This is a genomic window from Streptomyces yangpuensis, from assembly GCF_024666385.1.
In the GTDB taxonomy this organism is placed as follows: Bacteria; Actinomycetota; Actinomycetes; order Streptomycetales; family Streptomycetaceae; genus Streptomyces; species Streptomyces yangpuensis.
Map to the genome: position 1 here is coordinate 1,411,165 of NZ_CP102514.1, position 12,316 is coordinate 1,423,480.

The following is a 12,316-nucleotide window of genomic DNA, read 5'->3' on the forward strand; positions in this document are numbered from 1 at the left end:
CACACCAGGCGAGCTCCCGAACAGCGATGGAACTCGTTCGCTGCGCGTTCACTCTGCTCGGAGACTAGCGGCCAACACCGCTCCAGTCAGCGAGAACGAACGAAAAGTCCTGGTCAGCCTCTGCTGAACCGTACATCACGGACAAAATACCCCTGTTTTGTCCGATGAAGAGCGTTCGATTTTCGTCAGAAAGTGCGAGACCCCGCTCCGAGCGGCGGCGGAGCGGGGTCCCGGGAGGACATCCCGGAGGGGATCCGGGAGGTCCCTGCGGGCATTTCCCTATGCGGAAACGGCCTCGCGGATCTCGTCGGCGAAGCGCCGCGCCGAGTCGCGCAGGGCGTTCACGTCCGGGCCGTGTTTCAGGACACCGCGCGAGACGTTCGGGACCACGTTGCGCACGGCCTTGCCGAAGACCGTCGGCAGGTCCGCGGCGGTCGCGCCCTGCGCGCCGATGCCGGGGGCCAGCAGCGGCCCGTTGATGTCCAGGTCGAAGGAGGACAGGTCGCCCAGGGTGGCACCGACCACCGCGCCGAAGGATCCCATCGGGGCGGCGTCCGCGTTCTCCGCGGCCAGGTGCGCCAGCATCGTGGCCCCGATGGTGCGGCCGTCCTCGCGGACCGCCCGCTGGACCTCGGCGCCCTCCGGGTTCGACGTCAGGGCCAGGACGAACAGGCCCGCGCCCGACTCCCGGGCCAGGTCGACAGCGGGCCCCAGGGAGCCGTAGCCCAGGTACGGGGACACCGTCAGCGCGTCCGAGAACAGCGGCGAGGCCGGGTCCAGGAAGGCCGAGGCGTACGCGGCCATCGTCGAGCCGATGTCGCCGCGCTTGGCGTCCATGACGACCAGGGTCCCGGCGGCGCGGGCGTCCGCGACGGTCCGCTCCAGGACGGCGACGCCCTTGGAGCCGAACCGCTCGAAGAAGGCGGCCTGCGGCTTGAAGACCGCCACCGACTCCGCGAGCGCCTCGACGACCGCGCGGGAGAAGCGCTCCAGGCCCGCGATGTCGTCCTTCAGGCCCCACTGCGCCAGCAGGGCGGCGTGCGGGTCGATGCCCACGCACAGCGGGCCGCGGGAGTCCATCGCGGCGCGCAGACGGGTGCCGAACGGGGTCAGGGTCACTGTGCGGCCTTTCGGGTCTCGGCGCCCACCGCGTCGGCGAGCGTCGCGTACGGGCTGGCGGCCAGGCGCGCGGCCAGGCCCTTGTGAATGGCACGGGCGTAGCACGGGCCCTCGTAGATGAAGGCGCTGTAGCCCTGGATCAGCGTGGCGCCGGCCAGGATCCGCTGCCAGGCGTCCTCGGCGTTCTCGATGCCGCCGACACCGACCAGCACCAGGCGGTCGCCCACGCGGGCGTACAGCCGGCGCAGGACCTCCAGGGAGCGCTCCTTGACGGGTGCGCCGGAGAGCCCGCCGGTCTCCTTGACCAGGGACGGCGAGGACTTCAGGCCGAGGCCGTCGCGCGCGATGGTGGTGTTCGTGGCGATGATGCCGTCCAGGCCGAGCTCCAGGGCCAGGTCGGCGACGGCGTCGACGTCCTCGTCCGCGAGGTCGGGGGCGATCTTGACCAGCAGCGGGACCCGGCGGTCGGTGACGACCCGGTCCGCGGCCTCCCGCACGGCCGTCAGCAGGGGGCGCAGCGACTCGGTGGCCTGGAGGTTGCGCAGCCCGGGCGTGTTGGGCGAGGAGACGTTGACGACGAGGTAGTCGGCGTGGCGGGCGAGGCGCTCGGTGGAGGTGACGTAGTCCCCCACGGCCTCCTCCTCGGGCACGACCTTCGTCTTGCCGATGTTGACGCCGACGACGGTCCGGAAGACCGCCTGGCGGGCCGCGAGGCGGTCGGCGACCGCCGCCGAGCCCTCGTTGTTGAAGCCCATGCGGTTGATCAGGGCACGGTCCGGCACGAGCCGGAACAGCCGCTTCTTGGGGTTGCCGGGCTGCGCCTCGGCGGTGACCGTGCCGATCTCGATGTGGTCGAAGCCGAGCATCGACATGCCGTCGATGGCGACGGCGTTCTTGTCGAAGCCGGCCGCGAGCCCGAAGGGGCCGTGCATGCGCAGGCCGAGAGCCTCGGTGCGCAGCTCCTCGTACCGCGGGGCCAGGGCGGCCGCCACGAAGGTGCGCAGCACGGGGGTGCGGGCCGCGAGGCGGATCCACCGGAAGGCCATGTAGTGGGCGGCTTCCGGGTCCATCCGCTTGAAGACCAGGTTGAAGAAGATCTTGTACATCGTCGAGAGGATCCCTCTGCGCTCGTGAAGAGGGGGACACCCGTCGTGAAAACCGGTGTCCCCCTCCCCCATTCCGGGCTGTACGGGTGTCAGTCGCGGGCCGCGGTCAGGTGCTCCGCGTGCTCCTGGAGGGAGCGGACGCCCACGTCGCCGCGGTTGAGCGCGTCGATGCCCTGGACGGCCGCGGCGAGCGCCTGGACCGTGGTCAGGCACGGGACGCCGCGCGCCACGGCGGCCGTGCGGATCTCGTAGCCGTCGAGGCGGCCGCCGGTGCCGTACGGGGTGTTGACGATCAGGTCGACCTGGCCGTCGTGGATCAGCTGGACGATGGTCTTCTCGCCGTTCGGGCCCTCGCCCTCGCTGAGCTTGCGCACGACGGTGACGTTGATGCCGTTGCGGCGCAGGACCTCGGCGGTGCCGGAGGTGGCCATCAGCTCGAAGCCGTGGGCGACGAGCTCGCGGGCCGGGAAGATCATCGAGCGCTTGTCGCGGTTGGCGACGGAGATGAAGGCGCGGCCCTTGGTGGGCAGCGGGCCGTAGGCGCCGGCCTGCGACTTGGCGTAGGCGGTGCCGAAGACGGCGTCGATGCCCATGACCTCGCCGGTGGAGCGCATCTCCGGGCCGAGGACGGTGTCCACGCCGCGGCCGTGGATGTCGCGGAAGCGCGACCACGGCATGACGGCCTCCTTGACGGAGATCGGCGCGTCGATCGGCAGGGTGCCGCCGTCGCCGTTCTTCGGGAGCAGGCCCTCCTCGCGCAGCTCGGCGATGGTGGCGCCGAGCGAGATGCGGGCGGCGGCCTTGGCGAGCGGGACGGCGGTGGCCTTCGAGGTGAAGGGGACGGTCCGGGAGGCGCGGGGGTTGGCCTCCAGGACGTAGAGGATGTCGCCGGCCATCGCGAACTGGATGTTGATCAGGCCGCGGACGCCGACGCCCTTGGCGATGCCCTCGGTGGAGGCGCGCAGGCGCTTGATGTCGTAGCCGCCGAGGGTGATCGGGGGCAGGGCGCAGGCCGAGTCGCCGGAGTGGATGCCGGCTTCCTCGATGTGCTCCATGACGCCGCCGAGGTAGAGCTCGTTGCCGTCGTAGAGGGCGTCGACGTCGATCTCGATGGCGTCGTCGAGGAAGCGGTCGACCAGCACGGGGCGGGTCGGGGAGATCTCGGTGGACTCCGCGATGTACGACTCCAGGCGGGTCTCGTCGTAGACGATCTCCATGCCGCGGCCGCCGAGCACGTAGGACGGGCGCACCAGGACCGGGTAGCCGATCTCGTCGGCGATCGCCTTGGCGCCGGCGAAGGTGGTGGCGGTGCCGTGCTTGGGGGCGGGCAGGCCGGCCTCCGCCAGGACGCGGCCGAAGGCGCCGCGGTCCTCGGCGGCGTGGATGGCCTCGGGCGAGGTGCCGACGACGGGGACGCCGTTGTCCTTGAGGGCCTGGGCGAGGCCCAGGGGGGTCTGGCCGCCGAGCTGGACGACGACGCCGGCGATGGGGCCGGCGAGCGACTCCGCGTGGACGATCTCCAGCACGTCCTCGAGCGTCAGCGGCTCGAAGTACAGGCGGTCGGAGGTGTCGTAGTCGGTGGAGACGGTCTCCGGGTTGCAGTTGACCATCACGGTCTCGTAGCCGGCGTCGCTGAGGGCGAAGGAGGCGTGGACGCAGGAGTAGTCGAACTCGATGCCCTGGCCGATGCGGTTCGGGCCGGAGCCCAGGATGATGACCGCGGGCTTGGTGCGCGGGGCGACCTCGGACTCCTCGTCGTAGGAGGAGTAGAAGTACGGGGTCTTGGCGGCGAACTCGGCGGCGCAGGTGTCGACCGTCTTGTAGACCGGGCGGACGCCGAGGGCGTGGCGGACCTCGCGGACCACGTCCTCGCGCAGGCCGCGGATCTCGGCGATCTGGGCGTCGGAGAAGCCGTGGCGCTTGGCCTCGGCGAGGAGCTCGGGCTCCAGCTTCTCGGCGCCGGCGAGTTCGTCGGCGATCTCCTTGATCAGGAAGAGCTGGTCGACGAACCAGGGGTCGATCTTCGTGGACGCGAAGACCTCTTCCTGGGTGGCGCCGGCGCGGATGGCCTGCATGACGGTGTTGATGCGGCCGTCGGTGGGGCGGACCGCGGTGGCCAGCAGCTCGTCCTTGTCGCCGGGCTCGCCGACGAAGGTGAACTGCGAGCCCTTCTTCTCCAGGGAGCGCAGGGCCTTCTGGAGGGCCTCGGTGAAGTTGCGGCCGATGGCCATGGCCTCGCCGACCGACTTCATGGTGGTGGTGAGGGTGGCGTCGGCGACCGGGAACTTCTCGAATGCGAACCGCGGGGCCTTGACGACGACGTAGTCGAGGGTCGGCTCGAAGGAGGCCGGCGTCTTCTCGGTGATGTCGTTGGGGACCTCGTCGAGGGTGTAGCCGATGGCCAGCTTGGCGGCGATCTTGGCGATCGGGAAGCCGGTGGCCTTCGACGCGAGCGCCGAGGAGCGCGAGACGCGGGGGTTCATCTCGATGACGATGACGCGGCCGTCGACCGGGTCGATCGCGAACTGGATGTTGCAGCCGCCGGTGTCGACGCCGACCTCGCGGATGATCGCGATGCCGATGTCGCGCAGCCGCTGGTACTCGCGGTCGGTGAGCGTCATCGCGGGGGCGACGGTGATGGAGTCGCCGGTGTGGACGCCCATCGGGTCGAAGTTCTCGATGGAGCAGACGACGACCACGTTGTCCTTGGTGTCGCGCATCAGCTCCAGCTCGTACTCCTTCCAGCCGAGGATGGACTCCTCCAGGAGCACCTCGGTGGTCGGGGAGAGCGTGAGGCCCTGGCCGGCGATGCGGCGCAGCTCGTCCTCGTCGTGGGCGAAGCCGGAGCCGGCGCCGCCCATGGTGAAGGAGGGGCGGACGACGACGGGGTAGCCGCCGAGGGTCTCGACGCCCTTGAGGACGTCGTCCATCGAGTGGCAGATGACCGAGCGGGCGGACTCGCCGTAGCCGATCTTGGCCTTGACGGCCTCGACGACGCCCTTGAAGAGGTCGCGGTCCTCGCCCTTGTTGATGGCCTCGACGTTGGCGCCGATGAGCTCGACGCCGTACTTCTCCAGCACACCCTGCTCGTGCATGGAGATGGCGGTGTTCAGGGCCGTCTGGCCGCCGAGGGTCGGGAGCAGCGCGTCGGGGCGCTCCTTCGCGATGATCTTCTCGACGAACTCGGGGGTGATCGGCTCGACGTACGTGGCGTCGGCGATCTCCGGGTCGGTCATGATCGTCGCCGGGTTGGAGTTCACCAGGATGACGCGCAGGCCCTCGGCCTTGAGCACGCGGCAGGCCTGGGTCCCGGAGTAGTCGAACTCCGCGGCCTGGCCGATGACGATCGGGCCGGAGCCGATGACCAGGACGGACTGGATATCGGTGCGCTTAGGCACGCTCGGCCTCCATCAGGGATACGAAGCGGTCGAAGAGGTAGGCGGCGTCGTGCGGGCCGGCGGCCGCTTCGGGGTGGTACTGGACGGAGAAGGCCGGCTGGTCGAGCAGCTGGAGGCCTTCCACGACGTTGTCGTTCAGGCAGACGTGGGAGACCTCGGCGCGGCCGTAGGGGGTCTCGGAGACCTTGTCGAGGGGCGCGTCGACGGCGAAGCCGTGGTTGTGCGCGGTGACCTCGACCTTGCCGGTGGTGCGGTCCTGGACCGGCTGGTTGATGCCGCGGTGGCCGTACTTCAGTTTGTAGGTGCCGAAGCCGAGGGCGCGTCCGAGGATCTGGTTGCCGAAGCAGATGCCGAAGAGCGGGGTCCTGCGCTCCAGGACGCCCCGCATGACGGCGACGGGGCCGTCGGCGGTGGCCGGGTCGCCCGGGCCGTTGGAGAAGAACACGCCGTCCGGGTTCACCGCGTACACGTCCTCGACGGTGGCGGTGGCGGGCAGGACGTGGACCTCGATGCCGCGCTCGGCCATGCGGTGCGGGGTCATGCCCTTGATGCCGAGGTCGACGGCGGCGACGGTGAAGCGCTTCTCGCCGATCGCGGGGACGACGTACGTCTCCTTGGTGGCGACCTCGGCGGAGAGGTTCGCGCCTTTCATCTCGGGCTGGGAGCGGACCTTGGCCAGCAGGGCCTCGTCATGGATGCCGGCCCAGGCGTCGCCGGAGAAGATACCGACGCGCATGGCGCCGCGCTCGCGCAGGTGGCGGGTCAGGGCGCGGGTGTCGATGCCGCAGATGCCGACGACGCCCTGCCGGACGAGCTCCTCGTCCAGGGTGCGCCGGGAGCGCCAGTTGGAGGGGACGCGTGCGGGGTCGCGCACGACGTAGCCGGAGACCCAGATGCGGGAGGACTCGGGGTCCTCGTCGTTGACGCCGGTGTTGCCCACGTGGGGGGCGGTCATGACGACGACCTGGCGGTGGTACGACGGGTCGGTGAGGGTCTCCTGGTATCCGGTCATGCCGGTGGAGAACACGGCCTCGCCGAAGGTCTCCCCCACTGCGCCGTAGGCGCGGCCGCGGAAGATGCGGCCGTCCTCCAGGACGAGTACGGCGGGAGCTTTGGCTGCTCCCCTGGTGGAGGTCGTCATCGTTCGGCGCCTTCCGTCGTGATGGATGAGTTCATGAGGTTGATCGCTTCGACCCATGCGGCGTGTTCGGCCGCGCGGTCGGAGCGGAATCCGGAGTCGATCAGCTTGTCGCCGTGCGCCCAGGTGACGACGAGCAGACCGCCCTCGGTGAGTACCTTGCCCGCGATTCCCTTGTCGAGGCGGGCGCCGCGCAGCTGCGCGGCCGGTACGAAGAAGTCGCCTGCACCCGGTCGGACCACGTCGAGGCCCGCGTCGGTGAGCGTGAGCTCGACCCGGCTGCGGACGCCCAGGCCGTGGGCGACGATCCGGTCGAGCCACTGCCCGGCGGTGGTGGACCCGTGGTACCGGCCGGTGAGTGCCAGCCGGTGTTCGGGGAGACCGTCGGGGGCGGCGGGGAGCTCGGGCAGATCGTTCTGCAGGGCCCCTCGCCATTTCCAGCCCTGCCGCATCAGCCAGTACACGAACGCGATGAAGACGACCAGGCCGATCACCCATGCGATGCGGGCGCCGACTTCGGTCACCTCCGCCGACTGTCGTTCGGCGGCCTCGGCGGCCAGTTGGATTACTGCAGGTGTCACGCCAGTGTCCCGTCCACGACCGTTGCCCGGCCCCGCAGGAAGGTGTAAGTGACGCGTCCCGGCAGCTCGCGGCCCTCGTAAGGCGTGTTGCGGCTGCGGGAGGCGAAATGTGCGGGGTCCACGACACCACGGTACGAGGTGTCGACCAGAGTCAGGTTCGCGGGTTCACCTGCCGAGACGGGACGGCCGTGGTTCTCGAGACCGCCGATGCGGGCCGGGGCGAAGCTCATCCGCTCGGCGACGCCCGCCCAGTCGATCAGCCCGGTCTCCACCATCGTCTGCTGGACGACGGAGAGCGCGGTCTCCAGGCCGACCATGCCCATGGCGGCGGCGGCCCACTCGCAGTCCTTGTCCTCGTGCGGGTGCGGGGCGTGGTCGGTGGCTACGATGTCGATCGTGCCGTCGGCGAGCGCCTCGCGCAGGGCCATGACGTCGCGCTCGGTGCGCAGCGGCGGGTTGACCTTGTAGACCGCGTTGTACGAGCGGACGAGCTCGTCGGTGAGGAGCAGGTGGTGCGGGGTGACCTCGGCGGTGACGTCGATGCCGCGGGACTTGGCCCAGCGGACGATCTCGACGGAGCCGGCGGTGGAGAGGTGGCAGATGTGGACGCGGGAGCCGACGTGCTCGGCGAGGAGGACGTCGCGGGCGATGATCGACTCCTCGGCGACGGCGGGCCAGCCGCCGAGGCCGAGCTCGGCGGAGACGACGCCCTCGTTCATCTGGGCGCCCTCGGTGAGGCGGGGCTCTTGGGCGTGCTGGGCGACGACGCCGCCGAAGGCCTTCACGTACTCCAGGGCGCGGCGCATGATCACGGCGTCGTCGACGCACTTGCCGTCGTCGGAGAAGACGGTGACGCGGGCGGCGGACTCGTGCATGGCGCCCAGTTCGGAGAGCTGCTTGCCCTCCAGGCCGACGGTGACGGCGCCGATGGGCTGCACGTCGCAGTAGCCGGACTCCTTGCCCAGGCGCCAGACCTGCTCGACGACGCCGGCGGTGTCGGCGACCGGGAAGGTGTTCGCCATGGCGAAGACGGCGGTGTAGCCACCGGAGGCGGCGGCGCGGGTGCCGGTCAGGACGGTCTCGGAGTCCTCGCGGCCGGGCTCGCGCAGGTGAGTGTGCAGGTCGACGAGGCCGGGGAGGAGGACCTGGCCGGCGGCCTCGATGACGGTCGCGCCGTCGGCGGACAGGCCGGTGCCGACCTCCGCGATGGTCTCGCCGTCGATCAGGACGTCCTGCGCCTCGCCGCCGAGTACCTTCGCGCCACGGATAAGGATCTTGCTCATGGTTACTTGCTCTCCTCGGTGCGGGCGGCGGGGGTGGTGGTGACGGCGGGCTCGGAGCCTCCGAGCAGCAGGTAGAGGACGGCCATCCGGGTGGAGACGCCGTTGGCGACCTGCTCGACGGCCGTGCAGCGGTCGGAGTCGGCGACCTGGGCGGTGATCTCCATGCCGCGGTTCATCGGGCCGGGGTGCATCACGATGGCGTGCTCGGGCATCCTGGCCATGCGGTCGCCGTCGAGGCCGTAGCGGCGGGAGTACTCGCGCTCGGTCGGGAAGAAGGCGGCGTTCATGCGTTCGCGCTGCACACGGAGCATCATCACCGCATCGGACTTCGGCAGCACGTCGTCGAGGCTGTACGAGACCTCGCACGGCCAGGTCTCGACACCGATCGGGACCAGGGTGGGCGGGGCCACCAGGGTGACCTCGGCGCCGAGGGTGTGCAGCAGGTGGACGTTGGAGCGGGCCACGCGGCTGTGCAGGACGTCGCCGACGATGGTGATGCGGCGGCCGGAGAGGTCCTTGCCGAGGCCGGCGTCGCGGCCGACCAGGCGGCGGCGCATGGTGAAGGCGTCCAGCAGGGCCTGGGTGGGGTGCTCGTGGGTGCCGTCGCCGGCGTTGACGACGGCGGAGTCGATCCAGCCGGAGGTCGCGAGCCGGTAGGGGGCGCCGGAGGCGTGGTGGCGGATGACGACCGCGTCGGCGCCCATGGCCTCCAGGGTCAGCGCGGTGTCCTTGAGGGATTCGCCCTTGGAAACGGACGAACCTTTCGCGGAGAAGTTGATGACGTCGGCGGAGAGCCGCTTGGCGGCCGCCTCGAAGGAGATCCGGGTGCGGGTCGAGTCCTCGAAGAAGAGGTTGACGACGGTGAGACCGCGCAGGGTGGGCAGCTTCTTGATCGGCCGGTCCGCGACGCGGGCCATCTCCTCGGCGGTGTCGAGGATCAGGACGGCGTCGTCGCGCGTGAGATCGGCGGCCGAGATGAGGTGGCGCTTCATCTGGATGGCTCCGTAGGTCGGGAGGGCGTGGTGCAGGCGGACTGACGTGCAGCGGACTGACGTGCAGGCGTGCGGGCGGGCAGGGCAGGGCTCTGCGCGGACCCCGCCGGGGTCCGTCGTCGGGGTGGGCTACTGCCCTGCTGCCTGGGCGGTCCGCTGGCCGAGCAGCACGGCGTCACGGCCGTCCTCCTCCTGGAGCTGGACCTTGACGGTCTCCCGCAGCGACGTGGGGAGGTTCTTGCCGACGTAGTCGGCGCGGATCGGCAGCTCGCGGTGGCCGCGGTCGACGAGCACGGCGAGCTGCACGGCGCGGGGGCGGCCGAGGTCGCCGAGGGCGTCGAGTGCGGCGCGGATGGTGCGCCCGGAGAAGAGGACGTCGTCGACGAGGACGACGAGGCGGCCGTCGAGGTCGTCACCGGGGATCTCGGTGCGGCCGATGGCGCGGGCGGGCTTCATCCGCAGGTCGTCGCGGTACATGGTGATGTCGAGGGAGCCGACCGGGATCTTCGTGCCGGTGATCTCTTCGAGCTTGGCCGCCAGCCGGCGGGCCAGGTACACACCGCGGGTGGGGATGCCGAGGAGCACCACGTCGTCGGCGCCCTTCGCGCGTTCGACGATCTCGTGGGCGATACGGGTCAGGACCCGTGCGATGTCCTGCGCTTCCAGTACGGGGCGCGCGGAATCGGAATTCTGCTGGGCGTCCATGAAAAGGACCTCCTTCTCCGCCTCACGGGACGGACCTTAAAGGACGTCTGATGTACGTCTCCCACGGTACCAGGGCGGCGGCGGTGGCCCGGCACCCGGGGGTGGCCCGGGGGCGCCCACGGGGCTGCTGGCGCCGCCCTCGCGGGGGGATGAAGACCATTCGGCTTGACGCACCCAAGTAACGCTGCGTAACCTCACAGTGAGTTACCAGCCGCGCGGCGGAGCCGCACGTAGTTATGTAGTCGCAGTGTCCATGCAGTCACAGCGTCACAGCGTCCGGGAGCGTTATGTCCAGCGAATACGCCAAACAGCTCGGGGCCAAGCTCCGCGCCATCCGCACCCAGCAGGGCCTTTCCCTCCACGGTGTCGAGGAGAAGTCGCAGGGCCGGTGGAAGGCCGTGGTGGTCGGGTCGTACGAGCGCGGGGACCGCGCCGTGACCGTCCAGCGCCTGGCCGAACTGGCGGACTTCTACGGGGTTCCGGTGCAGGAACTGCTGCCGGGTACCACTCCCGGCGGAGCGGCCGAGCCGCCGCCGAAGCTGCGCCTCGACCTGGAGCGTCTGGCGGGCGTGCCCGCCGAGAAGGCCGGCCCGCTGCAGCGTTACGCGGCCACGATCCAGAGCCAGCGCGGCGACTACAACGGCAAGGTGCTGTCGATCCGCCAGGACGACCTGCGCACCCTGGCCGTCATCTACGACCAGTCGCCCTCGGTTCTGACCGAGCAGCTCATCAGCTGGGGCGTGCTGGACGCGGACGCCCGCCGGGCGGTGGCGCACGAGGACGTCTGATCCTCGGGCTTGACACCAGCAGAAACGTTTACCGGTGGGTGCCGGACCCTTGTGGGGGTCCGGCACCCACCGGTTTTTCGTGCCCTTTTCGCTCCCGCGGCGCCCGCAGCGGGAGCGGGGCGACGGAAGGGCCCGCAGCGCGTGCGCTGCGGGCCCTTCCGTACGGCGGTGCCGGTGCTGCTGCGGGGCGGCGTGCGGTCAGCTCTCGCTGCGCCGCAGGCTCGGCTTCAGGTCCTTGAAACGGGCCAGCAGCCCGTTCACGAACGAGGGGGACTCGTCCGTCGAGAACTCCTTGGCCAGCTGGACGGCCTCGTCGATGGCCACGGCGTCCGGGGTGTCGTCCACCCAGATCAGCTCGTAGGCACCGAGTCGCACGATGTTCCGGTCCGCGGCCGGCATGCGGTCGAGGTCCCAGTCCACGGCGTAGGTGACGATCAGGTCGTCGATGCGGTTCACCTTGTCGGCGTAACCCTCGACGAGATCCATCGTGAAGGCGCTGACCGGCGGCTGCCGGTCGTCCGACCGCGCGTGGCGGATCCAGTCCGCGAGGACCTCGCGGACGGACACCCCGCGCTGGTCGGCCTCGAAGAGGATCTGGAAGGCGCGCTTGCGCGCGTTGCTCCGGGCAGCCACGGTTAGCTGTTCACCCGGCCGAGGTAGTCGCTGGTGCGGGTGTCGACCTTGACCTTCTCGCCCGTGTTGACGAACAGCGGGACCTGGATCTCGTGGCCGGTCTCCAGCTTCGCCGGCTTGGTGCCACCGGTGGAGCGGTCGCCCTGGACGCCCGGGTCGGTGTGCTCGATGGTGAGCTCGACGGCGGCGGGGAGCTCGACGTAGAGCACCGAGCCCTCGTGCTGCGCGACCGAGGCGGTGAAGCCCTCGATGAGGAAGTTGGCGGCGTCGCCGACGGCCTTGGGGTCGACCATCAGCTGGTCGTAGGTCTGCATGTCCATGAAGACGAAGTACTCGCCGTCCATGTACGAGAACTGCATGTCACGGCGGTCGATGGTGGCGGTCTCGACCTTCGTGCCGGCGTTGAAGGTCTTGTCGACGACCTTGCCGGAAAGCACGTGCTTGAGCTTGGTGCGCACGAAGGCCGGGCCCTTGCCGGGCTTGACGTGCTGGAACTCGACGACGGACCAGAGCTGGTCACCGTCGAGCTTGAGCACCATGCCGTTCTTGAGGTCGTTCGTGGAAGCCACGGTT

General features: G+C 70.4%; 11 protein-coding genes. 1 reads left to right on the forward strand and 10 read right to left on the reverse strand.

The features are described 5' to 3' along the window. Nucleotides 1–279: 279 nt before the first annotated feature. The 8 genes from pyrF to pyrR all read right to left on the reverse strand — a co-directional run bounded on the left by pyrF (nt 280) and on the right by pyrR (nt 10,322). Nucleotides 280–1,119 (reverse strand): orotidine-5'-phosphate decarboxylase, encoded by an 840-nt coding sequence (pyrF, locus tag NRK68_RS06510; RefSeq protein WP_183067562.1) that lies wholly within the window; start codon nt 1,117–1,119, stop codon nt 280–282. Beyond that, the gene (locus tag NRK68_RS06515; RefSeq protein ID WP_183067563.1) at nt 1,116–2,225 is read right to left on the reverse strand and encodes a quinone-dependent dihydroorotate dehydrogenase; all 1,110 of its coding nucleotides are present in this window, start codon (nt 2,223–2,225) and stop codon (nt 1,116–1,118) included. Before NRK68_RS06515 ends, pyrF begins: the two co-directional genes overlap by 4 nt. A gap of 89 nt (nt 2,226–2,314) precedes the next feature. Further along, nucleotides 2,315–5,623 carry a carbamoyl-phosphate synthase large subunit gene (carB, locus tag NRK68_RS06520; protein WP_183067564.1) on the reverse strand — a complete coding sequence of 1,103 codons (3,309 nt, stop codon included), beginning with the start codon at nt 5,621–5,623 and terminating at the stop codon, nt 2,315–2,317. After that, nucleotides 5,616–6,764, reverse strand: coding sequence for a glutamine-hydrolyzing carbamoyl-phosphate synthase small subunit (gene carA / locus NRK68_RS06525; protein WP_183067565.1), 1,149 nt, complete (start codon nt 6,762–6,764; stop codon nt 5,616–5,618). The genes carB and carA overlap by 8 nt, the downstream gene beginning before the upstream one ends. Further along, the gene (locus NRK68_RS06530; RefSeq protein ID WP_046780359.1) at nt 6,761–7,342 is read right to left on the reverse strand and encodes a PH-like domain-containing protein; all 582 of its coding nucleotides are present in this window, start codon (nt 7,340–7,342) and stop codon (nt 6,761–6,763) included. The genes carA and NRK68_RS06530 overlap by 4 nt, the downstream gene beginning before the upstream one ends. Further along, the gene (locus NRK68_RS06535; RefSeq protein ID WP_183067566.1) at nt 7,339–8,625 is read right to left on the reverse strand and encodes a dihydroorotase; all 1,287 of its coding nucleotides are present in this window, start codon (nt 8,623–8,625) and stop codon (nt 7,339–7,341) included. Before NRK68_RS06535 ends, NRK68_RS06530 begins: the two co-directional genes overlap by 4 nt. Before the next feature lie 2 nt (nt 8,626–8,627). Then, nucleotides 8,628–9,617: an aspartate carbamoyltransferase catalytic subunit gene (locus NRK68_RS06540; RefSeq protein WP_183067567.1), complete on the reverse strand. Its 990-nt coding sequence runs from the start codon at nt 9,615–9,617 to the stop codon at nt 8,628–8,630. 129 nt (nt 9,618–9,746) lie between these two features. After that, a complete protein-coding gene (gene pyrR, locus NRK68_RS06545) occupies nt 9,747–10,322 on the reverse strand; it encodes a bifunctional pyr operon transcriptional regulator/uracil phosphoribosyltransferase PyrR (protein WP_030656222.1) in 576 nt (191 codons plus the stop codon). Nucleotides 10,323–10,609: 287 nt separating this feature from the next. Here pyrR and bldD point away from each other — a divergent pair, with 287 nt between their 5' ends. After that, on the forward strand, nt 10,610–11,110 hold the full coding sequence (bldD, locus tag NRK68_RS06550; RefSeq protein WP_030026184.1) for a transcriptional regulator BldD: 501 nt from the start codon (nt 10,610–10,612) through the stop codon (nt 11,108–11,110). 198 nt (nt 11,111–11,308) lie between these two features. On the opposite strand, the gene nusB is transcribed toward bldD, so the two are convergent. Next, entirely contained in the window at nt 11,309–11,743 is a 435-nt protein-coding gene (gene nusB / locus NRK68_RS06555; protein ID WP_030965741.1) for a transcription antitermination factor NusB, read from the reverse strand. A 2-nt stretch (nt 11,744–11,745) separates the two neighbouring features. Continuing rightward, nucleotides 11,746–12,312 (reverse strand): elongation factor P, encoded by a 567-nt coding sequence (efp, locus tag NRK68_RS06560; RefSeq protein WP_030026187.1) that lies wholly within the window; start codon nt 12,310–12,312, stop codon nt 11,746–11,748. Nucleotides 12,313–12,316 lie beyond the last annotated feature (4 nt).